The sequence below is a fragment of the Parvibaculum sp. genome (assembly GCF_030694575.1).
Lineage (GTDB): Bacteria > Pseudomonadota > Alphaproteobacteria > Parvibaculales > Parvibaculaceae > Parvibaculum.
In genome coordinates this window covers 44879-71205 of record NZ_JAUYUS010000094.1, presented here as the reverse complement: position 1 = coordinate 71205, position 26327 = coordinate 44879, and the positions used below count along the sequence as shown (strand labels likewise).

The 26327-nt window shown below is 64.5% G+C and carries 24 protein-coding genes; 11 read left to right on the top strand and 13 right to left on the bottom strand.

Features of this window, described 5'->3' with window-relative positions; translation table 11 throughout:
* Positions 1-109 precede the first annotated feature (109 nt).
* Entirely contained in the window at positions 110-1384 is a 1275-nt protein-coding gene (locus Q8S60_RS13125; protein WP_305275528.1) for a cytochrome P450, read from the top strand.
* 232 nt (positions 1385-1616) lie between these two features.
* Here Q8S60_RS13125 and Q8S60_RS13120 read toward each other — a convergent pair whose 3' ends face one another.
* A complete protein-coding gene (locus tag Q8S60_RS13120) occupies positions 1617-2750 on the bottom strand; it encodes a diiron oxygenase (RefSeq protein ID WP_305275529.1) in 1134 nt (377 codons plus the stop codon).
* 587 nt (positions 2751-3337) lie between these two features.
* Here Q8S60_RS13120 and Q8S60_RS13115 point away from each other — a divergent pair.
* Together Q8S60_RS13115 and Q8S60_RS13110 are read left to right on the top strand one after the other, a co-directional pair.
* A complete protein-coding gene (locus Q8S60_RS13115; protein ID WP_305275530.1) occupies positions 3338-5692 on the top strand; it encodes an RND family transporter in 2355 nt (784 codons plus the stop codon).
* Between the two features lie 108 nt (positions 5693-5800).
* The gene (locus Q8S60_RS13110; protein ID WP_305275531.1) at positions 5801-6649 is read left to right on the top strand and encodes a sterol desaturase family protein; all 849 of its coding nucleotides are present in this window, start codon (positions 5801-5803) and stop codon (positions 6647-6649) included.
* Between the two features lie 3 nt (positions 6650-6652).
* Here Q8S60_RS13110 and Q8S60_RS13105 read toward each other — a convergent pair whose 3' ends face one another.
* From Q8S60_RS13105 to Q8S60_RS13085, 5 genes are all read right to left on the bottom strand, one after another.
* The gene (locus Q8S60_RS13105) at positions 6653-7906 is read right to left on the bottom strand and encodes a cytochrome P450 (protein WP_305275532.1); all 1254 of its coding nucleotides are present in this window, start codon (positions 7904-7906) and stop codon (positions 6653-6655) included.
* A gap of 68 nt (positions 7907-7974) precedes the next feature.
* On the bottom strand, positions 7975-8616 hold the full coding sequence (locus Q8S60_RS13100; RefSeq protein WP_305275533.1) for an HAD-IA family hydrolase: 642 nt from the start codon (positions 8614-8616) through the stop codon (positions 7975-7977).
* A gap of 97 nt (positions 8617-8713) precedes the next feature.
* The gene (locus Q8S60_RS13095; protein ID WP_305275534.1) at positions 8714-9499 is read right to left on the bottom strand and encodes an SPOR domain-containing protein; all 786 of its coding nucleotides are present in this window, start codon (positions 9497-9499) and stop codon (positions 8714-8716) included.
* Positions 9500-9687: 188 nt separating this feature from the next.
* Complete coding sequence (locus Q8S60_RS13090; protein WP_305275535.1) at positions 9688-10392, bottom strand: ParA family protein; 705 nt, start codon at positions 10390-10392, stop codon at positions 9688-9690.
* 263 nt (positions 10393-10655) lie between these two features.
* Complete coding sequence (locus Q8S60_RS13085; protein WP_305275536.1) at positions 10656-11957, bottom strand: adenosylmethionine--8-amino-7-oxononanoate transaminase; 1302 nt, start codon at positions 11955-11957, stop codon at positions 10656-10658.
* 255 nt (positions 11958-12212) lie between these two features.
* On the opposite strand from Q8S60_RS13085, the gene Q8S60_RS13080 reads away from it, so the two are divergent.
* Together Q8S60_RS13080 and Q8S60_RS13075 are read left to right on the top strand one after the other, a co-directional pair.
* Positions 12213-12821, top strand: coding sequence for a hypothetical protein (locus Q8S60_RS13080; RefSeq protein WP_305275537.1), 609 nt, complete (start codon positions 12213-12215; stop codon positions 12819-12821).
* A gap of 1 nt (position 12822) precedes the next feature.
* The gene (locus Q8S60_RS13075) at positions 12823-13167 is read left to right on the top strand and encodes a GIY-YIG nuclease family protein (protein ID WP_305275538.1); all 345 of its coding nucleotides are present in this window, start codon (positions 12823-12825) and stop codon (positions 13165-13167) included.
* Between the two features lie 7 nt (positions 13168-13174).
* Here the strand turns inward: Q8S60_RS13075 and bioB are convergent, their stop codons facing one another.
* Positions 13175-14209, bottom strand: coding sequence for a biotin synthase BioB (gene bioB / locus Q8S60_RS13070; protein WP_305275539.1), 1035 nt, complete (start codon positions 14207-14209; stop codon positions 13175-13177).
* An 87-nt stretch (positions 14210-14296) separates the two neighbouring features.
* A complete protein-coding gene (locus Q8S60_RS13065) occupies positions 14297-14956 on the bottom strand; it encodes a Fe2+-dependent dioxygenase (protein WP_305275540.1) in 660 nt (219 codons plus the stop codon).
* A 97-nt stretch (positions 14957-15053) separates the two neighbouring features.
* On the opposite strand from Q8S60_RS13065, the gene Q8S60_RS13060 reads away from it, so the two are divergent.
* From Q8S60_RS13060 to bioD, 3 genes are all read left to right on the top strand, one after another.
* Positions 15054-15932, top strand: coding sequence for a hypothetical protein (locus tag Q8S60_RS13060; RefSeq protein ID WP_305275541.1), 879 nt, complete (start codon positions 15054-15056; stop codon positions 15930-15932).
* 71 nt (positions 15933-16003) lie between these two features.
* The gene (gene bioF, locus Q8S60_RS13055; protein WP_305275542.1) at positions 16004-17191 is read left to right on the top strand and encodes an 8-amino-7-oxononanoate synthase; all 1188 of its coding nucleotides are present in this window, start codon (positions 16004-16006) and stop codon (positions 17189-17191) included.
* Entirely contained in the window at positions 17192-17839 is a 648-nt protein-coding gene (gene bioD, locus Q8S60_RS13050) for a dethiobiotin synthase (protein ID WP_305668617.1), read from the top strand.
* 16 nt (positions 17840-17855) lie between these two features.
* Here the strand turns inward: bioD and Q8S60_RS13045 are convergent, their stop codons facing one another.
* From Q8S60_RS13045 to Q8S60_RS13030, 4 genes are all read right to left on the bottom strand, one after another.
* A complete protein-coding gene (locus Q8S60_RS13045) occupies positions 17856-18146 on the bottom strand; it encodes a DUF4282 domain-containing protein (protein ID WP_305275544.1) in 291 nt (96 codons plus the stop codon).
* Positions 18147-18221: 75 nt separating this feature from the next.
* Positions 18222-18401 (bottom strand): PLD nuclease N-terminal domain-containing protein, encoded by a 180-nt coding sequence (locus tag Q8S60_RS13040; protein WP_305275545.1) that lies wholly within the window; start codon positions 18399-18401, stop codon positions 18222-18224.
* Positions 18402-18527: 126 nt separating this feature from the next.
* On the bottom strand, positions 18528-19043 hold the full coding sequence (locus tag Q8S60_RS13035) for a methylated-DNA--[protein]-cysteine S-methyltransferase (protein ID WP_305275546.1): 516 nt from the start codon (positions 19041-19043) through the stop codon (positions 18528-18530).
* 12 nt (positions 19044-19055) lie between these two features.
* Positions 19056-20531 carry a DNA-3-methyladenine glycosylase 2 gene (locus tag Q8S60_RS13030; RefSeq protein WP_305275547.1) on the bottom strand — a complete coding sequence of 492 codons (1476 nt, stop codon included), beginning with the start codon at positions 20529-20531 and terminating at the stop codon, positions 19056-19058.
* Between the two features lie 247 nt (positions 20532-20778).
* Here Q8S60_RS13030 and Q8S60_RS13025 point away from each other — a divergent pair, with 247 nt between their 5' ends.
* From Q8S60_RS13025 to Q8S60_RS13015, 3 genes are all read left to right on the top strand, one after another.
* A complete protein-coding gene (locus Q8S60_RS13025) occupies positions 20779-22113 on the top strand; it encodes an MFS transporter (RefSeq protein ID WP_305275548.1) in 1335 nt (444 codons plus the stop codon).
* A 353-nt stretch (positions 22114-22466) separates the two neighbouring features.
* Positions 22467-23453, top strand: a complete 987-nt coding sequence (locus tag Q8S60_RS13020; RefSeq protein ID WP_370867262.1) for a zinc-dependent alcohol dehydrogenase family protein — start codon at positions 22467-22469, stop codon at positions 23451-23453.
* A gap of 61 nt (positions 23454-23514) precedes the next feature.
* Positions 23515-24336, top strand: a complete 822-nt coding sequence (locus Q8S60_RS13015) for a PstS family phosphate ABC transporter substrate-binding protein (RefSeq protein ID WP_305275550.1) — start codon at positions 23515-23517, stop codon at positions 24334-24336.
* A 268-nt stretch (positions 24337-24604) separates the two neighbouring features.
* Here the strand turns inward: Q8S60_RS13015 and Q8S60_RS13010 are convergent, their stop codons facing one another.
* Positions 24605-25984 carry a porin gene (locus tag Q8S60_RS13010; protein WP_305275551.1) on the bottom strand — a complete coding sequence of 460 codons (1380 nt, stop codon included), beginning with the start codon at positions 25982-25984 and terminating at the stop codon, positions 24605-24607.
* Between the last annotated feature and the right edge of the window lie 343 nt (positions 25985-26327).

The following is a 26327-nucleotide window of genomic DNA, read 5'->3' as shown; positions in this document are numbered from 1 at the left end:
GTGTGAAACAACAAGAAAAGTGACACCTGCGTCATTTTGCGTATGACAAGTCCGCACTTGCGGCTTATCCTTGACGCAACGGAACTTCAGAACAAGCCGGAGGAAACCCATGAGCGATGCAGCGGTAAAATACGAAATCGACGAGGCGCGCGAGAAGGCCTACACGACGCCGCTCGATCAGCTCGACCCCGCCGATCCGATGCTCTTCAAGACCAATACGATGTGGCCCTATTTCGAGCGCCTTCGCGCCGAGGCGCCCGTCCACTACAGCACGGTCAATGAAGAAGTCGGGCCCTATTGGTCGGTCACGCGCTACAAGGACATCATGGCGGTGGACACGAACCACCAGGTCTTCTCTTCGGAAGGCAGCATCGTGCTGCGCGACCCGGACGAGGACTTCAAGCTGCCGATGTTCATCGCCATGGACCCGCCCAAGCATGACGAGCAGCGCAAGGTGGTAAGCCCGATCGTGGCGCCCGGCAATCTCGCCAAGCTCGAAGGCACGATCCGCGAGCGCCTTTCGCGCATTCTCGACGAACTGCCGGAGAACGAACCCTTCAACTGGGTGGACCGCGTCTCGATCGAACTCACGACGCAGATGCTCGCCACGCTGTTCGACTTCCCCTTCGCGGAACGCCGCAAGCTGACCCGTTGGTCCGACGTCGCCACCGCGACGCCGATGGAAGGCGGTCTCATCGAAACGGAAGATCAGCGCCGCGCCGAGCTTCTGGAATGCGCCGAATATTTCATCGGCCTGTGGAACGAGCGCGTGAACGCGCGCGAGCCGGGCAACGACCTTATCTCCATGCTCGCGCATGGCGAGTCGACCCGCAACATGGACAAGATGGAGTATCTCGGAAACCTGATCCTCTTGATCGTCGGCGGCAACGATACGACGCGCAACTCGCTCACGGGCGGCCTCTACGCGCTGAACCAGTTCCCGGACCAGTATGCGAAGCTGCAGGCAGACCCCTCCGTCATTCCGAACATGGTGGCGGAGATCATCCGCTGGCAGACGCCGCTCGCCTATATGCGCCGGACCGCGCTTGAGGATGTCGAGCTCGACGGCAAGAAAATCCGGAAAGGCGACAAGGTTGCCATGTGGTACGTCTCGGGCAACCGCGACGAGACCGTGATCGACAACCCGAACAAACTCGTGATCGACCGCGATCGCGCGCGTCAGCATCTCTCCTTCGGCTTCGGCATCCACCGCTGCGTGGGTAACCGTCTTGCCGAGATGCAGCTCCGCATCACCTGGGAAGAGATCATGAAGCGCTGGCCGGATCAGCGCATCGAGGTTCTGCAGGAGCCGGTCCGCGTTCACTCGAGCTTCGTCAAGGGCTACGAGGAACTGATGGTCGTGGTGCCGAAGCGCAAGCACTGACGCCGTATCGCGACAGGAACAGCCGGGCCGGAGAAATCCGTGCCCGGCATTCTTTTTTGCGGCTCTGTTTTTTTTACCCTCCGGCAAGGAGAGGGTGAGAAGGAGAATGACGGCGCGTCCCGTCGCAAATAAAAAGGGCGGTTCCCGAAGGAACCGCCCAGTTTGGGGATCGAGTTGAGGGAACTCGCTACCGTCTCCGTTTGCTTACGCGGTACGCAACAATACGGCGTCGTTACTCGGCGGCCGACAGGCTCACATTCTTCAGCGAGTCGACATTGGCGCCGAAGTTGATCTTCTGCAGATAGCGGATGCCGTCTTCCGCGATGTCGTCGCCGACCATGCGGTCGCCTTCATGGCGCAGCTCTTCCATGTCCACATAAGTGGCGTAGAAGGCCTTGGTGCGGTCGGTGATGATGCCGGCCTTGAGCAGCGTCTTGATGAGCACGCGGAAGATGTTGGTGCCTTCCTTCATGCTCTCGCGGCGGTCTTCATCGCCGAAGGCTTCGAGCATCTCGAGCTGAACCTGCTGCCATTCGAGACCGAACTCACCGTAGATCGCCTGCTTCTGCTCGGGGTTCACGAGGTTGAACAGCAGCGTCTGGAAGCACTCGGCCGCCCAGTCCTCGATGATGTTCTGCTCTTCTTCCGACAGGTTCGGGATCGTGCGGTCGGCCCAGATCTTGCCGAACTTGTGATGGAAGGCTTCGTCCGTCATCACGAGCTGCGTGAGCTTGACGAGGAGCGGATCGTTCGACTTCGCATAAAGCGTCGCGAAGGCGCCCATGGCCAGGCCCTCAACCAGCATCTGCATGCCGACGATCTTCTTGTAGACCTCGGGTGCGTTGACGATGTTGGTCAGCAGGCCGCCCAGCGTCGGGCCGACGGCCAGCGGCTTGCCCCAGCGCGCCTGCACGTATTTCGCGAAGGCCGTCACATGGCGGGCTTCTTCGCGGGTCTGGTTGGCGGCATATTCCTGCGCGCCCGGATCCTTCAGGATGTGGCAGAGCGAGGCGGAAAGCGCCAGCGCGCCGGCTTCGCCGTGCAGGATCGAGGAAAGCATCCAGCGCGCGCTTTCATTCGCGAATTTCACGCGCTGCTTTTCGGTCAGCTTCTCGAAGCAGGGCAGGCGAAGCTCCGGCATCAGTTCCGGCGGCATCACCATCTGGTTCTCGAGATCGAAGGGTTCGGTGAAGTCGATGTACTTCACGTCCAGCGGATCCCAGAAATGGTCATGGGTCGCGGAGATGATCTTGTCGAACGCGGTGGACCGGGCGCCGTAACGCTCCGGCTGCATCATCGCGGGGAAATCGTCCGGCGCAACGGCGTCATAGGCGTCGTCTTTGGTGATCTGACGAATTTCGGTCATCGGTCCTCCAGAAAATATCGCCGGGACGGGGGTCGCCGGGAACGCGGGATGTGCCGGACGTGCGGGACCCGCCGCCGGTCTGTCTCTTTCCCGGGAGAATAAGGTCGGGTGCCTCAGGGTCAAGAGGAAAATGACGGTAGCGTCAACTTTGTATGACCGGGACGGTATCAAGGTAAACTTCGCGGATTCGCACTACGCACCGGTTACAAAACGCCTCCGCATGTGATATTTGGGAAGGAGTGGATGACCTGTCCGTCCTGGCCGCGCGGGGGCTTTGCGTGCCGGGGAGAAGAGATGCGGCATCCTGGGAGGGGGCAGACCCCCGACGGAAAATTATGGGCGATGGCGCCGCCGGCGTTCCGGCATGCGTATCGCTCGCGGAAATCGGGGAGGGGCGGCCCATGTGCCGCTGTTCGCTTGCAAGGCGGACGATCCTCCGGAAGCGACAAGGCCGGCTCTCGGCCGCGGTTGAAAGACGCTCGCCCATGCGTGAGCCGTCGTCTCCGCGCCTCGGGCCGAACTGCGATTTGCAACGGTGCCGCGTGCCCGGCGAGGGACGGCGGCGAGGGGAACGATAGGTACAGTCGATGATTAAATTTCTCGAAAATGTTGTCTTCCGGCTCCGCGCGCTGATCCTGCTGGGCTTGCTGGTCTTCACTCTCTTCGCCGGCTACTACGCTACCGGCCTCCGCATGACGGCGGGTTTCGACAAGCAGCTTCCCGTCGGCCACGAATATATTCAGACCTTCCAGCAGTATCGCGACCAGCTCTTCGGCTCCAATCGCATCATCGTGGTGCTGGCCCCGAATGAGGGAACGGTCTGGACGAGGGAATTCTTCAAGACCTACAAGGAACTCACCGACGACATTTTCTTCCTGCCGGGCGTGTCGCGCCACACCGTGACATCGCTCTGGACGCCTAACACGCGCTACATCGAAATCACCGAGGACGGCATCAGCGCCGACGACGTGATCTCGGGCAAGGTCACCGCCGACTCGATGACGCCCGAGAACCTCCAGAAAATCCAGAGCAACGTCATTCGCGGCGGCTTCGTCGGCCGCCTCGTCGCCGACGATTTCGAATCCGCGATGGTCGTCGCCGAACTGCAGGACTACGACCCCTCGACCGGTCAGCCGCTCGACTATTTCGATCTGGCCGCCAAGCTCGAGAAACAGATCCGCGACAAATACGAGAACGACCAATATACCGTCCGCATCATCGGCTTCGCGAAGCTGATCGGCGACATCGCCGACGGTGCGAGCACGGTCGTGAAGTTCTTCATCGTCGCCTTCATCCTGACGGCGCTCGCGCTTTACCTCTATTCGCGCTCGGTGCTGCTGACCTCGGCGACGCTCTTCGCCTCGCTGACATCGGTGGTCTGGCAATTCGGCCTGCTCAATCTTCTCGGCTACGGGCTCGATCCGCTGGCCGTGCTGGTGCCGTTCCTCGTCTTCGCCATCGGCGTCAGTCACGGCGTGCAGCAGATCAACCTCATCACGGCCGAGATCAGTGGCGGCGCCAATGCGGAACAGGCCGCGCGCGTCGCCTTCTCGCGTCTGCTGGTGCCGGGCTCTATGGCCCTCATCACGACGCTGGTCGGCTTCGGCACGCTCTATCTGATCCCCGTGCCCATGATCCGCGAACTCGCCATCACGGCCTCGATCGGCGTGGTGCTGAAGATCGCCACCAACCTCATCATGCTGCCTCTTCTCGTGAGCTACCTGAAGTTCGGCGAGGATTTCCGCGATCGCGTGACGCGCTCGCGCGAAGTGCGCCTCAAGATCATGCGGGGCCTCGGTTTCGTCGCCACGCCGCGCTGGGCCGTCGTCATCCTGATCGGCGCGACGACGCTCTTCGGCATCGCCGTCTATGAGGGCATGAACCGCCATGTCGGCGCGCTGCATGCAGGTGCGCCGGAGCTTCGGCCCGACGCGCGCTACAATGTGGACTCGACGGAGATCGCCAACAGCTTCGCGCTCGGCCTCAACGTGCTGACGGTGGTGGTCGAAACGCCGCCGGACAGCTGCGTGACCTACTCCTACATGAAATATCTCAACCAGTTCTCATGGGCGATGCAGAACGTCCCCGACGTGACGCTCGTCGTCTCGCTGCCCTTCGCGATCAAGGGCTCGGCGGCCGGCTGGAACGAGGGCAACCTCAAATGGAAGGACATTCCGCGCAATCGTCCGGCGCTGGCGCAGGCGTCGAATACGGTGCCGGGTGCGGGCGCGCTCTACAACCAGACCTGCACGATCCTTCCGCACATGATTTATCTGAAGGACGCGAAGGCGACGACCATCAAGAACGCCGTCAACGCGGTGAAGGAATGGCGTGCCGCCCATCCGATGGAAGGCGTCAACATCCGTCTCGCCTCCGGCAACATGGGCGTCCAGGCGGCGGTGAACGAAGAGATCACCGAAACCGAACTGCCGATGATGATGTGGGTCTATGCCGTCATCATCGCGCTGGTGACGCTGACCTATCGCGACTGGCGCGCCGTCATCGCCTGCTGCCTGCCGCTCACTTTCGGCACCTTTTTCGGCTACTGGTTCATGGAAGTGCTGCAGATCGGCCTGACCGTGGCAACGCTGCCGGTGATGGTGCTCGCGGTCGGCATCGGCGTCGACTACGCCTACTACATCTACAACCGCATCCCCTACTATCTGGGCGAAGGCCTGAACGTGACCGACGCTTTCCGGCAGGCGCTGCTGGAAACCGGCATGGCGACGTTCTTCACGGCGCTTACGCTGGCGGTCGGCGTATCGACCTGGGCTTTCTCCGACCTGAAATTCCAGGCGGATATGGGCCTGCTCCTCTCCTTCATGTTCATGGTCAACATGATTATGGCGATCACCGTGCTGCCTGCGCTGGCAGTGGTGCTGGAGATGCTGTTCCCGCGCAAGCGTCCGGTCGCCCGGGCGAAGAGTGCCCCGGTCCATTAAGGCCGGCATCCGAAACGACGAAAGGCCGCCGGTTGTCCCGGCGGCCTTTTTTTATGCCTCCCCGCCGCGACGCTGCTAAAGTGACGGCAATTGGGGGCATGGACCGGTATGCAGCTTATGGTTTCGCGGTTGCTCTGGCCGCTTCTCGCGGGCACGTCGCTGGCGCTGATCTATCTGGGGATGGAGACGGGGCACGGCATTCTCGCGTTCAATCTCGCCTATCTCGGCCTCGCCGTTACGATCGCGCTGCTGGAACGCGTCATGCCGCATGAGGCACTCTGGCTGGAAAATGACGGGCAGATGGGCCCCGACCTCGCGCATACGCTGCTGAGCAAGGGCATCGCGCAGGTCATCGTCACCGTCATCGTCTTCATGGGGATCGCGGAATGGGTAAAGCCCGCCGACAGCCCCTTCTGGCCGGAGAGCTGGCCGCTCCCGGCGCAGATCGCGCTCGGCCTCGTCCTCGTCGAGGCGGGCCTCTACTGGAAGCACCGGCTCGCGCATGAATGGCCGTGGCTGTGGCGCTTCCACGCCGTCCATCACAGCGTCACGCGGCTCTGGTTCTTCAACACCGGCCGCTTCCACCCCGTCGATACGATGACCGGGCTTCTCGTCGGCATCCCCGTATTGCTGCTGCTCGGCGCGTCGCAGCCGGTGCTGCTGATGGTGAGCGCGGTGACGGCCGTTGTCGGCATCCTCACCCATTGCAATATCGACATGCGCTGCGGCTGGCTCAGCTACGTCTTCAACACGCCGCAGACGCATCGCTGGCATCATTCGAGAAATCTCGACGAGGGCAATCGCAACTACGGCGAGAACCTGATGCTCTTCGACATGATCCTCGGCACCTACATCAATCCGAACCGCCGCCCGCCCGCCGATATCGGCATCGAGAACGAGATGCCGGCGGATTTCATCGGCCAGCTGAAGATACCCTTCACCCGCGCGCCGCTCTGAGCCTCAGCGTTCCGGCGTATAGCTGACGGGCATTTCCTTGATGCCGTAGATGAAGTTCGAGCGCAGCCGCCGGATCGGCCCCGAGACCGCGATGTCCGGGAAGCGGCGCAACAACTCCTCGAAGAGTATCGTGAGCTGCAATTCCGCGAGCCGTGAGCCGAGGCAGAAATGCTGGCCGACGCCGAAGCCGATCTGCGTCGGCACGTTGGGCCTCGTATAGCGCGCGACGTCGAAGCGGTAGGGATCGGCCCACTGATCCTCGTCGCGGTTCGCCGAGGCGTACCACATCACGATTTTGTCGCCCTTGGCGATCTTCTGCCCGCGTATCTCCGTGTCTTCCGTCGCCGTGCGACGCATATGGAGAACCGGGCTCACCCAGCGCACGATTTCCTGCACCGCGCTCGGGATCAGCGACGGATCGTCGAGCAGCTTCTTTCGCTCTTCCGGATTTTCCGAAAGCGCGAGCAGCCCGCCCGAGATCGAATTGCGCGTTGTCTCGTTACCCGCGACGACAAGCAGGATGAAGGTGCCGATATAGGTCGGGAAGTTCATCGCCTCGCCGCCGATCTTCGAATGCGCGAGCATGGAAATGAGATCGTCGCCCGGCTTCTCCAGCCGCTGCTGCCAGAGCCCCGCTGCATAGCCCGCCATTTCGAGAATGCACTGGCGCATGTATTCGTCGGAGACGCGCAGCTCCGGATCGTCCTCGCCCACGGTCGCGTTCGACCATTCGAAAAGCTTCGGCCCGTCGCTCTCCGGCACGCCGAAAAGTTCGGCCAGCACTTCGATCGGGAGCGCGGCGGCGACGGCGGAAATGAATTCGGCCTCGCCCGTCTTCGGCATCGCATCGAGCAGCCGCGTCACGCGCGCACGGATGCGGTCCTCCATGTTGGAAATGCGCTTAGGCACGAAGCCCGGCGTCACCATGCGCCGGTAGCCTGCATGCTCCGGCGGATCCATCGAGATCATGCTGGCGTCGGTATCGTTTCCGTCGATGTCGTTCTCGTTGAAGATGCGATGCCCGCCATTGTGTTTGGCCGACGAGAAGAGCTTCGGGTTCTTGGAGATCGCCTCGATGTCGTCATAGCGCGTCACCGCCCAGAAGCCCGCGCCGTCCGCTTCCGGGTTCCAGTAGACCGGCTCCTCCGCGCGCAAGCGGCGGAACACCTCGTGGTGCTGCTCGTGCAGATAGAGGTCCGGGTCTTTCAGATCGGGCTTGCCGTTGAGATCGATCGCCTTCGCCTGCGGCCTGAGCATGGGTCCCTCCTCATATGTTCTTTTGAGGAAAGCTTAGGCCTCTTGCGCCGCCTATCTCAAGCGGCCTGTCAGGAAAGCGGAAAGCCGACGGCTTCTTCCAGTTCCTTCAGCGCCTGTTCCGGCGTCACCACCTTGATCGTCGTCATGCCGAGCATTTTCGCCGGTTTCAGGTTGATGCCGAGATCGTCGAGATAAACCGATGACGCAGGGGAAACGCCAAGCGCCTCGCAGGCCATCTCGTAGATGCGCGGATCGGGCTTGCGGATGCCGACTTTCGAACTTTCGATCACATGGTCGAACAGCGACATGACCTCGGCAACGGCGGCCGCCTTGTCGCCGGAGCGCGCCATGCCGGCGCCATGCCCCGCCGACACGTTGTTGGTGATGCAGCCGACCTTCGCGCGTTCCTTGCAGCGCTTCAGCGCCGTCACCATTTCGGGGCGGATGTCGCCCGACAGAAGCTCGATGATGTGGCGGCCCGGAATGCGCGTGCCTTTGGCTTCGGATTCCTCCGCAAACAACCGGTCGAAATCGTCCAGCGTGCATTCGCTGCGCTCAAACAGCGCCCAGGCATTGGTGTCGGGATTGACCGCGTTGATGCCGCGGATGAAATCCTTCGGCAGCCCGCGTTCCGCCTCGTAGCGGTTGAACGCCTCGAACGGGCTCGATGTGAGCACGCCGCCGAAATCCCAGATGACCGCCTCGACCATGAAGTCCTCGCCTTGTGAATGTCGTTTGGCGGGAACCTACACGCTCACGCCCGCCCGCGCCAAGCGCGGGCAGGCCAGGCGCGGGCAGGCATGGGGTTCAGCGCGATTTGACGAGGCAGTCCTGACCGGCGGCCTTGAGGCCCGCACAGGTCGATTGCGCGGCGCTCTTCGTCTCGAAACCGGCGGCGCGGACGCGGTAATAGACGCCCTTGTCGCCGAGGTCCGCCCGCTCCACGTCGAGTGCGTGATTGCCGAGAAGCGAGGGATGCTTTTTCTGCAGTGCGGCCCATGCGCTTTTCGCGCCCGCCTCGTCGCGAAGCGCCATGATCTGCACCAGCCATGCGCCGCCGCTTGCGGGAGCGGCAGCAGGAGCCGCCGCCTGCACGGGCGCGGGTTCCGGCGCGGCGGCCGGCGCTTCCGCGCGCGATTGAGGAACATTGGCTTTGGGTGCCGCTTGGGGCGCAGCTGCCGGCGGCACGATGGATTGCGGCGCCGACGCCACCGGCGCCTCGCGCACGTCGATGCCGCCGCTCGCGGGCGCCGCCGCTTCCGGCGTGGCGGGGCGGAGATCGGCGGCGGCGTCGGGGACGGCCGTTTCCGGGGTGCCCGGTACGCGCGCCTCGGAAGGCGCAGGGGCCTGCGCTGTCTGCGGCGCGGCAGGTGCCGTCTGTTCGGGCGCCGCCGTGATGGTGGGCGAGACGGGAGCCACGCCCTTGTCGCCTTCGTTCAGCGACAGCGCGACCAGCACGCCGCCCAGAAGCGCAATGCCGACAAAGGCACCGGCGATCAGCCGGGCCCGGCCGCCGCCATCTTCTTCCTCGGGCGTGTAGATGATCTCGGGTTCGGGCGCGCGGGGCCGCTCCTCCTCATCGATTTCATGCATATCCGGCCTCTCCGTGGCGGGGCTCGCATAGAGTCCCAGGGAAGGGCCTGAATTTACACCGATTCCGCTCAAATGCGGCTGCCGCCCGGGTGAAAGCGTCACGCGCGAAATCGGGTCGACCGAGGAAGGCCCGGCATCACCCTTGCGCGCAAGCAGGTCACTCGTCAATGAGGCAGGCTTCTTGGACATCAGGCGGCTCCGCGCAGGGCACTGTCGGGTTTACCGGCGCCGCTGCCGGGAAGGAACGAACCGGAGGTGAGAGGCGCGGTTTCCCGGCCCGTCAGGCGGTCTTCAAGGAAACTCCAGAGCTCGGCAACCTCTTCCGGCGACTTCGTATGGGAAGCGATTTCCATGACGGTGCGGCCGTCGATCATGCTGGAGGCGAAGTCGATCCGCTGGTGAAGGATCGAGGGGGCCACAGGGCCGTGATGGGAAAGCGCGATCACCGCTTCCGTGGTGATGCGGGCCCTGGGGCTCGCGCCGTTGACCGCGAAGACCAGCGGCTTGCCGATTTCTTCGCAGATGCGAACGGTCGCGCCCGCGGCGCGCAGATCGTGCGGGCTCGGCCTTGTCGGAATGACGACGAGGTCGGAGAGGCTCACGACATGGCCGATCGTGGAGGTGATGGCGGGCGGCGTATCGATGATGACGAGGCGCACGCCGCCGGCGCGAAGCTTGGCGAGGTCGGCTTCCAGGCCCTCGTTCGACGCGCGCGCGAAGAACGGCCGCTCGGCCTCGCGGGCGTTCCACCACTGGGAGAGAGACCCCTGCGGGTCGGTATCGATCAGCGCCACCGGACCTGCGCCGCGGCGCTCGGCTTCGACGGCGATATGGCCTGCAAGCGTGGTCTTGCCGGAGCCACCCTTCTGGGACGCAAACGCAATGACGTGCATGGCTTTCGTATTCCTGATGTCCGGCCACCGGCACAAATCCTTTGCCGGGTTCCGCATAAAATGACGCGCCGTCCTCAATCCGGGAAAGAGCTTTCGCGCTCCCGCGATCCGCCGGCATGTGCGTGATCGAATATCGAAAAGGCCGAATCAGCCCCCGAGCCGAGAGTAATGTGTGACCCAATTTGGCTCAACATGTGGGAGCAAAAAATGCGTCCAACCCTACAAAATGTGTTGAGCGTGTCACTGAATAGATGCCGAAGGGATCAGGCGGCGGTCGTTTCTGCCGTTATTTTCAGCATCGCGGAGGTCAGCCGCGCGAGATCCTCCTCGCCGGTCACGAGCGGCGGCGTCGTATAGACGATATTGCCGAACGGGCGGATCCAGACGCCTTCCTCCACGAAGCGGCGTTTCATCAGGTTGAGGTCGCCCATGCGCTTCAGTTCGATGACGCCGATCGCGCCTTTGACGCGGACATCCTTCACGCCGGGAAGATCGCGGGCGGGTTCGAGTTCACGCGCAAGCTGGGCGGAAATCGCCGCCGCCTGTTCCAGTCGCGGTTCCCGCTCGAAGAGATCGAGCGAGGCATTGGCCGCCGCGCAGGCAAGCGGATTGCCGGTATAGGTCGGCCCGTGCATCAGCGCACGGCCCGGATCGTCGCCGAGGAACGCTTCGAAGACGGGCGCGCGCGCGATGGTGGCCGCGAGCGCCATGGTGCCGCCGGTCAGCGCCTTCGACAGCGTGACGATATCGGGCACGATGCCCGCCTGCTCGCAGGCGAACATCGAGCCGGTGCGGCCGAAGCCTGTGAAGATTTCGTCGAGGATCAGCAGCATGTCGTGCTTGTCGCACAGCGCACGGAGGCTTTTCAGCGTCTCGGGTGAATGAAAGCGCATGCCGCCCGCGCCCTGCACCAGGGGCTCGGTGACGACGGCGGCCACTTCATGCGCATGGGCCGCGAGGAAAGCGTCGAGCGCGGCTTCCTTTTCCGCATCCGTCGGCAGCTCGCAGATGAACTGTTCGGCGATGGCGCCCTTGAAGAGCGTGTGCATCCCCTCGTCGGGATCGCAGACCGACATGGTGGCGAGCGTGTCGCCGTGATAGCCGCCCTTGAAGCTGACGAAGCGCGTGCGTCCCCTTTTGCCGTTGTTGATCCCGTATTGCACGGCAATCTTCATCGCGATCTCGACCGAGACCGAACCCGACTCCGAAAAGAACGCATGGCCGAGATCGCCCGGCAGCTTTTCCGAAAGCCGCGTCGCGAGGCGGCAGGCGGGTTCATGCGCGAGCCCGCCCAGCATCACATGAGGCATCTTCTCAAGCTGCGCCGTCACTGCCGCGCGGATATGCGGATGGTTATAGCCATGCGCCGCCGTCCACCACGACGAAATGCCGTCCACGAGTTCGCGTCCATCCGCCAGCGTAAGCCGCACGCCATCCGTCTTCACGACCGGCAGCGCCATCGGCGTGGTCTGCATCTGCGTATAGGGCAGCCACAAATGCGGCGCGCCCTCCGCAAGCCATTGCGGCGGATGGGGTGTCAGCGGATTGGCGGGAGGAATGGACATGGGTGATGGCCTCGCTTCGGCTTCTTTTCGCTGGCAGATAGTCGCGTTTCGCGAGGCGATGGCAAGAGCCAAAAGACGCGATTGCAAGCGAAATCACCCCGGCATAGGATGCCGCCGGTGCCGCGAAGGGCGCCGCCGTCCGAGAAAGAGGAACTCACCTTCGCCTGACGTGCTGAGACGACGCCTCGCGTTCGCATAGCCTTCATTGTTTGCCGTCGCTTCGGACCGACGACAGTCAAACAACAGGAGGATTCCGTGCGATCGGACCCGTCTTCGTCACCCACGCCCCCATCCGGCCCGATAGATGCTCTCGCCGAATACAAGATTCGTGCGAGCAAGCTTCTGAAAGACTTCGCGAGCGACGACAAGCGCCGTGCTTTCCATGCCGCGCATCGCCTTGCCACGCTATGGCCGGATCTGGACGCAAATGCGCTCCTCGCCGACAAGGCGCGCGTCCGGCGCAAGCATGCGCTCGCCGTCATCGCACACGAGATGGGCTTTCGCGACTGGCGGCACTTGACGGAAGAAGCGCATGTCGAACTGCCGGCCTTCGACACGACGCGTCTCTTCCCTCCGAGCACGAGCTTCTATCTGAATGCGTGGTTTACGACTTACGCGGAGGCGCGCGATGCGCTCGGCACGCGCAAGGACCGCTTCCTCTTTCCCTACCGCCGGCAGTTCGTCGTTTGCGAAGGCGGCTTGCTTGTCAGTCTTGGCATCGACGTGAAGGACCCCGACTGGGAAGCAATCGGCCGGGATTGGGCGAAGCCGCATGACGCAGGGGCGCATTATCGCCTGAACCAGAAGCTCGTGCGCATCGTGCCGCCGCTGCCCGCGCGGCGCGGCCTCAAACGGAGTGAATGAGATGAAACGCGAACGCAGGCGGCAACTCGTCAATGACTACAAGGAGCGCAAGGTGGCGCGCGGCATTTTCGCCGTGCGTTGCCCGGCAAGCGGCGAGGTCTGGCTCGGCATCGGGCGCAGTCTCGACAACATGCGGAACGGCATCTGGTTCGCACTGCGGCTCGGCACGCATCCCTGCAAAAGCCTTCAGGCGGCATGGAATGCGCATGGCGAGGAAAGTTTCGTCTATGAGGTGGTGGAGGAGGTCGGCGGCGACGACATGACGCCATACATGCTGCAATCGCTCCTCAAGGAGCGCTTGCAGCACTGGCAGGCGGAGTGGAACGCAGAAGCGATCCGTACCTGACGGGGGATTATTTCTCCGACGGGCAGCTATGCGCCGGCATCGACTTGATGCCGAGTTTCGCGAACAGCCGCTGGTCCTTGTCGGCTTCCGGGTTCTTCGTGGTGAGAAGCTTCTCGCCGATGAAGATCGAGTTAGCACCGGCAAGGAAGCAGAGCGCCTGCGTCTCTTCCGACATGTGCTCGCGCCCTGCCGAGAGGCGCACGACCGATTGCGGCATGGCGATGCGCGCGACGGCGATCAGGCGCACGAAGTCGATCGGGTCGATCTTCTCGCTGGCGCCGAGCGCCGTGCCTTCGACCGGCATCAGCATGTTGATCGGTACGCTCTGCGGATGCTCTTCCAGATTGGCGAGCGTCATCAGCATGCCGATCCGGTCCGACGGGCTCTCGCCCATGCCCACGATCCCGCCCGAGCAGACATTGATGCCTGCATTGCGCACGCGCTCCAGCGTTTCGAGCCGGTCCTGATAGGTCCGTGTACTGATGACTTTCGGATAATATTCTTCCGACGTGTCGATATTGTGGTTGTAGTAGTCGAGGCCCGATTGCGCGAGGCGGTGCACCTGCTGGCCGGAAAGCATGCCGAGCGTCATGCAGGTTTCCATGCCCATGTCCTTGATGCCCTCGACCATGGCGCAGACCATGTCCATGTCGCGGTCCTTGGGCTCGCGCCAGGCGGCGCCCATGCAGTAGCGCGTGGCGCCCGCTTCCTTCGCCTTGCGCGCTTCCGCCAGCACCTTCTCGACTTCCATCAGCTTCGACGCCTTGAGGCCGGTGTCGAATTTCGAGCTTTGCGCGCAATAGCCGCAATCTTCCGGGCAGCCGCCCGTCTTGATCGAGAGCAGCGTCGACATCTGCACTTCGTCGGCCTTGAACCAGCGGCGATGAACGAGCTGCGCCTCGAAGAGAAGATCGTTGAAGGGCAGGTCGAAAAGCGCCTGCAGCTCTTCCCGCGTCCAGTCATGCCGCAGCGCGCCGGGGTCGGTGCGCGCGGTCACGATGTCCCGGGTTTTCGTCTCTTCGATGCGGGTCTGGATGGTCATGGGCAAGCATCACTCTGTGGCCGGTCGGAACGTTCGGGGCAGCATAGGCGGCTCGCCCCGCAATGCAAGATTGGGGCGCTATACCCTCTAATCTTCCCCCCACCGCCTCAGCAGCGAGCCCTGTATCTTGAGCAGCCGGTCGGTCAGCGCTCGGTCGCCCGCCGCCTCCGCCTGACGCAGCGCCAGCGCCACGTCGAAGAGCGTTTCGCGGTCCTCCGCGCTCCTGACAAGGCTCCGGATCCAGCCCACGGCGGCCCGCCGCTCGCCCTTCGTCACTTCCGCCACCCGGTGCAGCGTCGCCGAGGGGTAGAGCACCAGCGAGCCCGCTTCGAGCTTCACCAGCCGCTCGCCGGACGGCTCCTCCACGATCAACTCGCCCCCCTCGTAAGTCCCGGGCGGAGCGAGGAAAAGCGTGAAAGAAAGGTCGACCCGCTGGCCGTCCATGAAGGCATCGTCGGAATGGAGGCCGTACTGCATGCCCGCCGTATAGCGCGACAGGAGCAGGCGGATGAACGCCTTCGGCCGCGCGGCGGTCCGGAAGACGTCGTTTTTCATCAGCCGCTTTTCGATCAGCGTGGTCAGGTCGGCGGCAAGGCCCGTGGGTTTTGCCTGCTCGTTGTTCTTGACGGTCTTGGCAATCCGGCCCGCCGTCCGTGCGCCGCTCTCGAAAGCGTCCTTCTGGGCGAAGACCGTATTGGCGAGCCGGAGATCGGCCGCCGTCAGCACGTCTGCGATCTGGATAAACAATTCAGGTTTCCATGCAAATGCAAAGCGTTTGCAAAATAAAGGCAGCCGCGCTAAACGTCGATACCGCAAAAGGCCGCACGCTTGACGAGGGACGCCGATGAAATACCGCACAAAACTCTGGACCAGTATCAGCGCCGCCGCCCTGATCGCGGCATCGAGCGCCGTGAGCGGAATGGCGAGCGCCACAGCATCGCATGACGGCGCCGAAGGCGCCAAGCTCGGCAAGGATGCCCCTGGCACCTTCCTGATGGCCCAGGCCGGCGAGGGAGAGGGCGGTGAAGGCGGCGAGGGTGGCGAAGGCGGAGAAGGCGGCGAGGGCGGCATCGACCCGGCCGCGGCGGCGAAGAACCCGGCGCTCTTTATTTCCGCGCTCGACATCATCCGCGCCCATTACCTCGCGGGCGCCGCCATGCTCGATGTCGAAGGCGGCCGCTCCGCCGCGGGCGAAATGTTCGCCCACCCGATTTCGGAAGTGTATGTCGACCTCGAACCCGTCTTTGAAAAGCAGCGCGTCAGGCCCTTCATGGACGACATGACGAACGCCGTCGATCTGGCCCTTGGCGACGCGCCGAAGGAAGAAGTGATGGCGGCGGTGGAGAAGGTTTATGCCGCTCTCGACGCGGCGGCGAAAAAGGCCCCCAAGGGCAAGTTCGATCCCCTCTCCATCGATGCGGCGCTGATGGCTGACATGTTCGACCGCGCGGCGAAGCAGTATGACGCCGCCGTCTCGCCGGCCGGCACCGACGAAGCCTGGATCGACGGCTACGGCTTCTGGAAGGTCGCCGAGCGCCGTGCCAAGGAGCTCCTGCCGAAGCTCGGCTCCAAGCACGAGGACATGGCGGCGGAAATCGCGGCCGCCGAAGAGCTCTTCGCCAATGCCTACCGGAGCGTCGAAAAGCCCGCCTCGCCCGGCGTGGAGCCCGGCGCCCTGTTCGCGGCCAGCTCCCGCATCCTCTTGAAAACAAGCAGCTTTTAGCCGCATCCAGAAAGGGCTTGCGCGGTGCCTCCCGCGCGGCCCATACCTCCTCTCGAACGAGGAGTGAGGCAATGGCCCCGAAATCGCCGGTGGAAACGCTCGACAGCTTCGCGCGCGAAAAGCTCGACGCGCTGGAGGCGCAGGCGCTTCGCCGTCATCTGGTCGAGACGGACCGCCGCGAAGGCGCCGTCGCCTGGCGGGATGGCCGCCGCCTCATTTCATTCTGCTGCAACGACTACCTCAATCTCTCGCAGCACCCGGACGTGAAGCGCGCCGCCATCGCCGCGACCGAGCTTTACGGCGCCGGCTCCGGCGCGTCGCGCCTCGTCAGCGGTAACCACCCGCTCTTCGCCGAACTGGAGGCGAGCCTCGCCGATTTCAAGCAGACTGAAGACTGCGTCGTCTTCGGCTCCGGCTACATGGCGAACATGGGCATCGTTCCCGCGCTCGTCCGCGAGGGCGATCTCATCCTCGCCGACGAACTCTCCCATGCCTGCCTGCTCTCGGGCTCGAAACTCTCCGGCGCCCGCGTTGCGATCTTCCGTCACAACGACCTCGCGCATCTGGAAGAGCTCCTCGCCACGCATCGCGGCGCGGCGAAACATTGCCTCATCCTCACCGACGGCATTTTCAGCATGGACGGCGACGCCGCGCCGGTCAGGGAGCTCGGCCTCCTCGCCGCGCGCCACGACGCCTGGCTTATGACGGACGACGCGCATGGCATCGGCGTCGTCGGCCGCGACAATCGCGGCTCCAGCTTCATGGGCGACGCCAAGGCGGCGGTGCCGCTGCAGATGGGCACCCTGTCGAAAGCGATCGGCGCCTATGGCGGCTATCTCTGCGCGTCGAAGCCGGTGGTCGACCTCATCCGCACCCGCGCCCGCACGCTCATCTATTCGACCGGCCTGCCGCCCGGAACGGTCGCCGCCGCGCTCGCTGCGCTCGAATTCATCCGCGCGAACCCCGACTACTGCAGGCGCCCCGTCGAGAAGGCGCGAAGCTTCGCCCGCGCGCTCGGCTTGGCCGATCCGGTGAGCCCCATCGTGCCGCTGATCCTCGGCGACGCGGAAGCGACGCTCGCGGCCTCCGCCCTGCTGCAGGCCGAAGGCTACCTCGTCACCGGCATCCGCCCGCCCACCGTGCCCGAAGGCACCGCCCGCCTCCGTTTCACCTTCACGGCGGAACATGACGACGCGGACATTGCGCGCCTCGCGGCAATCGTCCGTGAACGGATACTCCAGCGCCGGGCCGCCGAATAGATGCTCCCTGTCTTCGTCACCTCTTCCGGCACCGAAATCGGCAAGACCTATGTCTCCGCCATGTTGACGCGCGAGTTGAAGGCCCGCGCGCTGAAACCGCTGGTGAGCGGCCTCGACGAGAAGACCTTCCCGGACAGCGATCCCGCGCATCTCCTCGCCGCCATGGGCGAGAAGGTGACTTATGAAAACGCCGGCCTCGTCTCGCGCTGGCGCTTTCGCGAACCGCTGTCGCCCGACATGGCGGCGAAGCGCGAGGGCCGCGAAATCGATTTCGATGAACTCGTGGAAGAATGCGTGGCCGCCGCCGCGAAGCCCGGCCCCCTCGTCATCGAAGGGGTGGGCGGCCTCATGGTGCCGCTCGACGCGGCGCACACCGTCCTCGACTGGATGAAGGCGCTCGACGCGAAAACCGGCATCGCCCCCGTCCTCGTCGTCGGCGCCTATCTCGGCACGATCAGTCACACGCTGACAACGCTCGCCGTGATGCGCGCGGAAAAGCTCCTGCCGCGCGTCATCGTGGTCAGCGAAAGCACCGCGGGCCCCGTGCCGCTCGAGGAAACGGCGGAAACGATCGCGCGTTTTGCGGCCGGCGTTCCCGTGCGTGCCTTGCCGCGCGGAGGCGCCGTGCCGCTCGCTGCCCTGCTTTGAGGGTAAGTGCTCTGGCTCAGGCGCCGGGCAGCTTGTCCCTGATCTGTCCGAGCTTGTCGTTCATCGCGACGAAAATGAGATAGATCTCGCACACCACGCGCCAGAGGATAACGCCGAAGGCGATCCCCACCAGCCCCACGAAGAGCTGCAGCAGCCCGAGCCCGGCATTGTAGCTCATCGTGTTGATCGAGCCGGCGATGGTGCCAAAGCCGAACAGCAGGATGATGACGATCCCGAGCCAGTAGAGAAACCGGACGATGTCGCCGGCGATCATCTTCTCGAAGCTTAGAAAATCCTGAAACCGCATGTTGTCCTCTCATATGAAATGACCGCCCGGCCGCGGCTTTATGCCGTGGGCGGACGGACGAAACCGGCGCTTGCGTTATTTGGGACCGAAAAAGAACCAGAGGATCAGGCCGAGTACCGGCAGGAGGATGACGATGACGATCCAGATCGCCTTCCACATGGGTTCCGCGCCGCTCTGTGCAATGCGCACGATCGCATAAATATCCGCGACCAGGATCAGGATGCCGAGTATGCCGCCATAGCCATTGCCGAACATTCAATTCCTCCACGTCAAGCATGCCCCCGCATCGGGCAAGCCTAGCGCGATTTGCAGCCGGAGGTAAGTTCTCCGCGCACGGCATTTTCAGGCTGTGTCATTCAGGGTCATGCGCGGGCTTCGGCATCAGACAAGACGTGGCGTGCCGATGCCCTCGAATTCGAGCAGCCATTTCTTGGTCGGCAGCCCGCCGCCGAAACCGGTGAGCGAACCGTTGGCGCCGATCACGCGGTGGCACGGCACGATGACGGGAATCGGATTGCGGCCATTGGCGAGGCCCACCGCGCGCATGCCTTTCGGATTGCCGATCTCCCGCGCGACATCGGCATAGCTGCGCGTTTCGCCGAAGGGGATGCGCGCAAGCGCCTTCCACACGCTCATCTGGAAGGGCGTGCCGGCGGGCGCGAGCACGACCTCGTCGAACGTCTTCTGCTTGCCCTCGAAATAGCGATCGAGTGCCTTGATCCCCGCCGCGAGATGCTTGCGCGCGGCGGCGCTTCCCTCGCGCTTCGGAAAGGCCATGTCCTTCTGGTTCGGAAAAACCACCATCGCCAGCCCCCCATCGGTGGCGGCGAGGCGCAGCCGGCCGATCGGTGTGTCGAGCGTCGCGGTGGCGAGTGAAATGTCGTCGGGCAGTTTCATGGGTTCTCTCCTTCAAATCGTCCAGAGCGCCAGCGCCGCATAGCCGCGCCAGGGGCGCCAGCTTTCGGCCATCCGTTCCAGCTCCCGTGTCGAAACCGGCTCGCCCTTGCCCGCCGCCTTGCGCAGCCCGAGGTCGGACGCCGGAAAGGCATCCGGTTCCCCCAGCGCGCGCAACGCCACGTAATGCGCCGTCCATTCGCCGATGCCGGGCAGCGCCGTCAGTTCGGCAAGCTTCGCCTCGAGGCTTTCGCGCGGCGTGAAGTCGAGTGCGCCGGAAGCGACCGCCTGCGCGAGCGACTTCAGTGTCGCGATGCGTCCCCCCGTCAGGCCGAGACCGGAAAGATCGGCGCGGGCGAGGGCGCGCGGCGCGGGAAAGAAATGCGTGATGCCGGGCTCCTCCGTCGACACCTTCTCGCCGAGCCGGTTGACGATGCGCCCCGCGATGGTGGTCGCGCCCTTCACCGAAATCTGCTGGCCGAGCACGGCGCGCACCGCGAGTTCGAAGCCGTCGAAGGCGCCGGGCACGCGCAGTCCGGGTGCCCGCGCGAGGCGGGGGCCGATCAGCGGGTCGTCCGCGAAGGCGGCGGCGATGGCGCCGGGTTCCGCGTCGAGGTCGAACAGGCGCCGCAGCCGCGCCGCGATGGCGCGAACGGGAACGCGCCCCGCCTTCGTGTCGAGCGTCACGATGCGCGCGTCGAGCGCGCGGCCCGTGGCGGCGGGCGCCACGGTGATGAGGCCCTTGACGCCGCCGAGGTTGAAACTGCGCGCATAGCGCCCCGCCGTCACGCTCTCGACGCCGGGCAGCGCGCGCGACGAGAGATAGCCGAGCACGCTGTCGAAATCGAAAGGCGGGCGATAGCCGAGCCGAATGCGGATGGAGCCGCCGGCCTGCTTCTCGGAGGCGCGGCGGATTTCGCCCGGCGCCACGCCATAGGCGTTCAGGATCGCGTCGTTGAACCGTCGCAGGCTCTGGTAGCCGGCCGCGAAGGCGACTTCCGCGAGCGGCATCGCCGTGTCGCTGATGAGCTGTTTTGCGGTCAGCAGGCGGCGGTTCGCGGCGACAGCCTGCGGCCCCGCGCCGACATGCGCGAGAAAGAGCCGGCGAAGCTGGCGCTCGCCGAGGCCGAGCCGCGCGGCAAGGTCTTCGAGCCGTCCTTCGTCCAGCGCGCCTTCCTCGATCAGCCGCAGCGCGCGCGAAACGGTTGCCGCCGTGCCGCTCCAGGCGGGCGTGCCCGGTGCCGTTTCCGGGCGGCAGCGCAGGCACGAGCGAAAGCCCGCCGCTTCTGCGGCGGCGGCGCTCGGCACGAAGGTGCAGTGCTGCCGCTTCGGCACGCGCGCCGGACAGACCGGACGGCAATAGATGCCCGTCGTCGAGACGCAGACGAAAAACCGCCCGTCGAAGCGTGCATCCTTCGCCATGATGGCGCGGTAGCAGGCGTCCTGGTCGAGCGGATAGGGGACGGGGTCCATGTCGAGTGCGTGTTTCATGAGAGGCAGTCTAGGACGGCGGGAACATCTTCGCTCGCCAAAATCGGACATGACCCTTTCGCGCCGAATCCCAACGGTGACGCAGCCGTCACGAATGGCGTTCTCCCTCACATGATTATGATCGGCTTACCCGTTTGCGCGGTTTGAGTTCCCCGCCGCCGCTGCTAGGCTTCGCCGCAACGGGAAACAAGAAACATTTATCGGGAATTATCCGGCGGGATGCGTCCGGCCGGGAGGGGAGGAAAGTATGACCGACCGTGCGGGCGCCGTCAGCGGTGCCGCCACCGGCCTCGCGCCGTCCACGGGCTTCACGCCCGCCTACCGCAATTATGCTCTCTTTGTACTGATGGTCGCCTATACGGCGAACTACGTGGACCGGCAGATCCTCGCGATCCTGCTCGAGCCGATAAAGCACGATCTCGGGCTCAACGACACGCAACTCGGCTTTCTCTCCGGCATCACCTTCGCGATTTTCTACGCGACGCTCGGCGTGCCGATCGCCATGTGGGCGGATCGGTCCAACCGGCGCAACATCGTCGCCTTGGCGCTCACCATCTTTTCCAGCATGACGGTCGTCTGCGGCTTCGTCACCAACTTCGCGCAGCTCGCGCTTGCGCGCATCGGCGTCGGCATCGGCGAGGCCGGGTCGAGCCCGCCCTCCCATTCCATGATCTCCGACATGTTCCCGCCGGAGAAGCGCGCCTCCGCCATGGGCATCTATTCGCTCGGCATCAATATCGGCATCCTGATCGGCTTCCTCGTCGGCGGCTGGGTCAGCCAGTGGTATGGCTGGCGCGCGGCTTTCTTCATCGTCGGCGCGCCCGGCCTCCTCATCGCGCTCCTCGTCCGCTTTACCTTGAAGGAGCCGCAGCGCGGCCATGCGGACGGTACCACCGCGCAGGCCGCGGGCGACGCACCGAAAGTGATGGAGGTCTTCCGCCTTCTCTGGTCGCAGCGTTCCTTCCGTCATATCTCGTTCGGCTGTGCGCTTGCGGCCTTCGGCGGCTATGCGGGCGTCACCTGGATACCGGCCTTCCTCATCCGCTCCTTCCAGATGTCGCCCGGCGAAATCGGCACCTGGCTCGCCCTCATCATCGGCTTCGTCGGCGGTGCGGGCACCTATCTCACAAGCTGGCTCGCCGACCGTTACGGCAAGCGCGATGTGCGCTGGAACATGTGGGTGGTGGCGATCGTCATGGCGGTCTGCTTCCCCTTTGCCGTTGCCATGTATCTGTCCTTCGACAAGTACTGGGCGCTGTTCTTCTTCCTGGTCCCCGCTTTCGCGGGCGCCGCCTATATCGGGCCGAGCCTCGCCATGACGCAGGGGCTCGTGGTGCTGCGCATGCGCGCGGTCGCTTCCGCCGTCCTCTTTCTCATCCTCAACCTGATCGGCATGGGCCTCGGCCCGCAGGCCGTGGGGCTCGTGAGCGATCTCTACGCACCGTCCTTCGGCGGTGAATCGCTCCGCTACGCGCTCCTCACCGTCATGGTGGTCTGGCCCTGGGCGGCGGTGCATTTCCTGCTCGGCGCGAAGACGTTGAAAGAAGACATCGAACGCGCCCGCATGCACGGCCTGAAATAGCCCGCGCCGATCTCCCGGCGGCTGATCTCCACCCGCCGCCGGGACCGCACGGCTTTGACTTTCCACCCTCCCCCTGTGGGGTGAGAGGCGGTTCGCGTCAGCGAACGAAAAAGTCCGGCGGACTTTTTCGAGCATCGAACGCCCTGAGCCATGCGAAGGGCTTGTCAGAGAGCAAGCTCGTTCGGGGAGGGGTAAGCGAGGAAAAGGAGGGAGAACTAAAGGACTTCACCTCCGCCCTCCGCGTGAAAAACCTGCCTGACCGCGACACCGTCATCGCCCTCGAACACCCGCTCCCTTTGTGAAAACATGAGCCGCAAAGGAGCCCGCCCATGTCCTCGTCCCTCCCGCAAACCATGCGCGCCATGCTGCTCGATGCGCCGGGAAAGCCGCTGCGTCTCGCGGAGCTTCCCGTGCCGCATCCCGGTCCCGGCGAGGTCGTGGTCAAGGTCGAGGCTTGCGGCGTCTGCCGCACCGACCTTCACGTCGTAGACGGCGAACTCCCCGAACCGAAACTCCCCCTCGTGCCGGGCCACGAGATCGTCGGCCGCGTCGCCGCGCTGGGCGAAGGCGTCGCCGCCCTCGCCCTCGGCGCGCGCGTCGGCATTCCCTGGCTCGGATGGACTTGTGGCGAGTGCCGCTACTGCAAGGCGGGCAAGGAGAACCTCTGCGAAAACGCGCTCTTCACCGGCTACACGCGCGACGGCGGCTATGCCGAATATACGCTGGCCGATGCGCGCTTCTGCTTCCCCGTCGCCGAAAGCTACGGCGCGGCGGAAGCGGCACCTCTTCTCTGCGCCGGCCTCATCGGCTATCGCTCGCTCCGCATGGCGGGCGAGGGCAGGCTGCTCGGCATTTACGGCTTCGGCGCCGCCGCGCATATCGTCGCCCAGGTGGCGCGCCACGAAGGCTGGCGCCTCTTCGCTTTCGTGAAGCCGGGCGACGAGGCCGCGAAATCCTTCGCCCTCTCGCTCGGCGCGGAATGGGCAGGCGGCTCGGATGAAGCGCCGCCGGAACTTCTCGACGCCGCCATCATCTATGCGCCTGCGGGGCCCCTCGTCCCCGCCGCGCTCCGGGCCGTCGCGCCGGGCGGCCGCGTCGTCTGCGCCGGCATTCACATGTCGGACATCCCTTCCTTTCCCTACGATATTCTCTGGCGCGAGCGCTCGGTCCATTCCGTCGCCAACCTCACCCGCGCCGATGGCGAGGAATTTCTGGCGCTCGCGCCCAAAGTGCCCGTCGTGACGACGGTGGAGACGCTGCCACTCGAAGAGGCGAACGAAGCGCTGGCGCGACTCCGCGATGGCCGGCTCACCGGCGCCGCCGTGCTGGTGATGGACTGACACGACACCGTCGCAATTTTCCGGCATGGCTGGGGATCGTTTGTCGCTTCCGGACGGATACATGAAAACCTCCAGAATATTCCTCGTCCTTCTCTCCTTCTCCGCTCTCTCTCCCGCGCATGCGCTGGACGAGCGCTACGCGCCTTATGAACCGCATACGGAACTTTCCGGCACGATGGAGATCGCGGCCGCGCCGGCGCCGCGCAGCCTGATGTTGCTCTGGACCGAGAGCTTCCGCATGCTCCAGCCGGACGTGGCGGTTGTGGAGGTGCCGCCGGGCATGGGCCCGGGCATGGGAAAAGTGAAAATCCGCGCCGCCGTGGAGACGCTCGCCATCCTGGTCCACAAGGACAACCCGCTCGACTGCCTGCCTCTGTCGAAGCTGAAGGCGATCTATACGAGCGAGAACCCGGTATGGGGCGATGCCGGCGCGACCGGCGAATGGGCCGCGAAGCCGGTGACGCGCTTCATCCGCGAACCGGGGGCGAGCGACAATGACTTCTTCGCCGCGAAGGTGCTGGCTGGCGCGGGCTTTCCCGGAAACGCCGAAACGATCGCGCGCGCGACGGCCCTGCTCCGCAGGCTTCAGGCCACCCCCACCGGCATCGGCTACGCGCCTGCCGGCTATCGCGGCGAAAACGTCCGCCCGCTGAAACTCTCCGACGGCGGCGACTGCGCCGCGCCCTCCGTTTCAAGCGCGCAGCGCGCAACCTATCCGCTCGCGCGCATCGTCCATGTCGAAGGTTCGGAGGGCGAGCCCGCTCGCGCCTTCTTCGATTACGTCCTTTCGAGCCAGGGTCAGCACGACGTGACCATCGCGGGGCACTATCCGCTGCCTTACGTCTTCGCCGCCGAGGAGAGGAAGAAGCTCCACCTCGATTGAAGGCCGCGCGGACTTGTCCCCGCTGTCACCCATCCGCATCGCGGGGGTGTGCTTTTGCCGTTTTGGCTGTTGCCGCTGTGCCGTTGCCGTCTTGCACCGGCCCTCGCCGCGCCGCCACACCGGGGGACAAGTCGCGCCCTCCCGGCACTCGATGACAGATCGGTGACAGTTCGATGACAGCCGGCGCTTTTTCCAAAGAAAATCCCCCGGCGATTGCTCGCCGGGGGATCCCGTCTGACGATCTGCGAGGACCGGTTCGGACGTATTCTCAGAACGCGAACTGGGTACGCAGCGCGAGGGCCTGATGACCGAAGTTCGGGTTGGCCACGTTAGCCCGGTCTTCCACGTCAACGTCGAGGTAGTTGAGCATGAAGCGAACGTTGCTGTTGGCGTACCAGTTCAGGCCCACCGTGATGATGTCCTGCTCGCCGCCGCGACGGTTGTTTGCGGTGACGGTGTCGGTGAGGTCCGCCTGGCTGTAACGCACGGCGACTTCCCATGCACCGAAGCCGCCCGTGACCGAGGTGAACGGATTGGCGGGCTTCACGCCGGAATAGGCGCCCTTCTTGATGTCGTACTTGTAGGATTCGCCCGAGATGATCCAGGAGGCCTGCAGATACCAGGCGCTGAAGTCCGGGTCGACGGCGGTGCCGCGCTGGTCGATTTCATAGCGGTAATATTCGCCCTGAGCGCGGAAGGGGCCGTAGTTGAAGGCGATTTCCGGACCGTAAGCCGTAATCGAATCCACAGCCGTGAAGTCGCCGGTGTCGATCATGCGGGTCGCGTCGACGCGCAGTTCCGGACGGTCGCGGAAGCGGAACGTATCGTTGGGCAGATTGAATGCCTGAGTGCCGGAAACGCCGATGTGGACGTTCAGACCTTCCGCTGGCGAGGTCGCATAAGCAACACGCCCGAGGGCGCTCGACGTGTCGTCGTCGGCCGTGCCGGTGACCGAACCCATCGTGTAATAAGCGGCGGCGAAGATGTTGTCGTTGTTGAACGTACCGCCGACCGCCATGCGGCCGTCGCCGCCGCCGATCGAGGTCATCAGGTTCGCGGCCGTGGCGCGTTCCATGAATGTGATGTCGTTCGACGAGGTCGAATCGTCGAGCGTGAGCTTCGGCTGGATCGCGCCGATGCTGAGCGTCACGCCGTCGATACCCTTGTAGTGCAGCGCGGCTTCGTAGAGTTCACCGGACTTTTCGTTGCCGGAGTCGCCGAAGTTGAAGTGCAGGTCGTAGGCGAAATCCTTCGCGAGCGTACCCGTCACGCCGAGGATGGCACGGCGGAAGTTGATGTTGTTACGGAGACCGCCGAAATTCGCGCTGCTGGCGTCGTCCTGGTCGTAGCCGCCCCAATCGAGGTGGGCACGGCCCGTGATCGCGAGGGAGTATGCGCCCGAAGCCGACTTGAACTCCGGACGGCCATTCTTCAGAGTGACTTCGACATCGCTCTTGCGCTCTTCGAGCGTCTTGATCGCGTTGCCGTGATGGATTTCGACGTCGTCGATCTTCCGCTGGAGCGCTTCGATCTGCGCTTTCAGGGCATCGAGCTCGGCCTGGGTATTGCTGGCGGCGAAAGCGGGAGCCGTCATGAAGACGGCGGCGCCCAATGCGGTGCCGGCCAGCAGAATGTTTCTCAACGTCATTTGACGTTCTCCGTGTTCAAAGGATGAGCTTCTGTTGCAGGATTGGCAGCCGCGACGGACGCCGCGAACACCCCCCATGTCGACGCTCGTAACAGAGCGATATGACGGTTAGGTTCCACTTTTGTGACAGTGGGGTGACGGTCCCGACCGATGGCCGCACACCTCCGGATGCCCCACCGGGGAAGACCCCGCAGGCACCGGCTATTGTCGGACACTATCGTTTTGGATCAATGAGTTAGGAGGCGAAGGGTGGGGCCTGCGTCTTTGTTGCCACGCCTCGGCCCTAAAGCGCTGCGCCCCCACGAAAAAGGCGCGACCTATGACTTTCGCCCTCGGTCGCGCC

What these genes read in the sequence shown, in the direction of transcription:
- Q8S60_RS13125 (WP_305275528.1), top strand. Translation starts at nt 110, where the DNA reads ATGAGCGATGCAGCGGTAAAATACGAAATCGACGAGGCGCGCGAGAAG.
- Q8S60_RS13120 (WP_305275529.1), bottom strand. Translation starts at nt 2,750, where the DNA reads ATGACCGAAATTCGTCAGATCACCAAAGACGACGCCTATGACGCCGTT.
- Q8S60_RS13115 (WP_305275530.1), top strand. Translation starts at nt 3,338, where the DNA reads ATGATTAAATTTCTCGAAAATGTTGTCTTCCGGCTCCGCGCGCTGATC.
- Q8S60_RS13110 (WP_305275531.1), top strand. Translation starts at nt 5,801, where the DNA reads ATGCAGCTTATGGTTTCGCGGTTGCTCTGGCCGCTTCTCGCGGGCACG.
- Q8S60_RS13105 (WP_305275532.1), bottom strand. Translation starts at nt 7,906, where the DNA reads ATGCTCAGGCCGCAGGCGAAGGCGATCGATCTCAACGGCAAGCCCGAT.
- Q8S60_RS13100 (WP_305275533.1), bottom strand. Translation starts at nt 8,616, where the DNA reads ATGGTCGAGGCGGTCATCTGGGATTTCGGCGGCGTGCTCACATCGAGC.
- Q8S60_RS13095 (WP_305275534.1), bottom strand. Translation starts at nt 9,499, where the DNA reads ATGCATGAAATCGATGAGGAGGAGCGGCCCCGCGCGCCCGAACCCGAG.
- Q8S60_RS13090 (WP_305275535.1), bottom strand. Translation starts at nt 10,392, where the DNA reads ATGCACGTCATTGCGTTTGCGTCCCAGAAGGGTGGCTCCGGCAAGACC.
- Q8S60_RS13085 (WP_305275536.1), bottom strand. Translation starts at nt 11,957, where the DNA reads ATGTCCATTCCTCCCGCCAATCCGCTGACACCCCATCCGCCGCAATGG.
- Q8S60_RS13075 (WP_305275538.1), top strand. Translation starts at nt 12,823, where the DNA reads ATGAAACGCGAACGCAGGCGGCAACTCGTCAATGACTACAAGGAGCGC.
- bioB (WP_305275539.1), bottom strand. Translation starts at nt 14,209, where the DNA reads ATGACCATCCAGACCCGCATCGAAGAGACGAAAACCCGGGACATCGTG.
- Q8S60_RS13060 (WP_305275541.1), top strand. Translation starts at nt 15,054, where the DNA reads ATGAAATACCGCACAAAACTCTGGACCAGTATCAGCGCCGCCGCCCTG.
- bioF (WP_305275542.1), top strand. Translation starts at nt 16,004, where the DNA reads ATGGCCCCGAAATCGCCGGTGGAAACGCTCGACAGCTTCGCGCGCGAA.
- bioD (WP_305668617.1), top strand. Translation starts at nt 17,192, where the DNA reads ATGCTCCCTGTCTTCGTCACCTCTTCCGGCACCGAAATCGGCAAGACC.
- Q8S60_RS13045 (WP_305275544.1), bottom strand. Translation starts at nt 18,146, where the DNA reads ATGCGGTTTCAGGATTTTCTAAGCTTCGAGAAGATGATCGCCGGCGAC.
- Q8S60_RS13040 (WP_305275545.1), bottom strand. Translation starts at nt 18,401, where the DNA reads ATGTTCGGCAATGGCTATGGCGGCATACTCGGCATCCTGATCCTGGTC.
- Q8S60_RS13035 (WP_305275546.1), bottom strand. Translation starts at nt 19,043, where the DNA reads ATGAAACTGCCCGACGACATTTCACTCGCCACCGCGACGCTCGACACA.
- Q8S60_RS13030 (WP_305275547.1), bottom strand. Translation starts at nt 20,531, where the DNA reads ATGAAACACGCACTCGACATGGACCCCGTCCCCTATCCGCTCGACCAG.
- Q8S60_RS13025 (WP_305275548.1), top strand. Translation starts at nt 20,779, where the DNA reads ATGACCGACCGTGCGGGCGCCGTCAGCGGTGCCGCCACCGGCCTCGCG.
- Q8S60_RS13020 (WP_370867262.1), top strand. Translation starts at nt 22,467, where the DNA reads ATGCGCGCCATGCTGCTCGATGCGCCGGGAAAGCCGCTGCGTCTCGCG.
- Q8S60_RS13015 (WP_305275550.1), top strand. Translation starts at nt 23,515, where the DNA reads ATGAAAACCTCCAGAATATTCCTCGTCCTTCTCTCCTTCTCCGCTCTC.
- Q8S60_RS13010 (WP_305275551.1), bottom strand. Translation starts at nt 25,984, where the DNA reads ATGACGTTGAGAAACATTCTGCTGGCCGGCACCGCATTGGGCGCCGCC.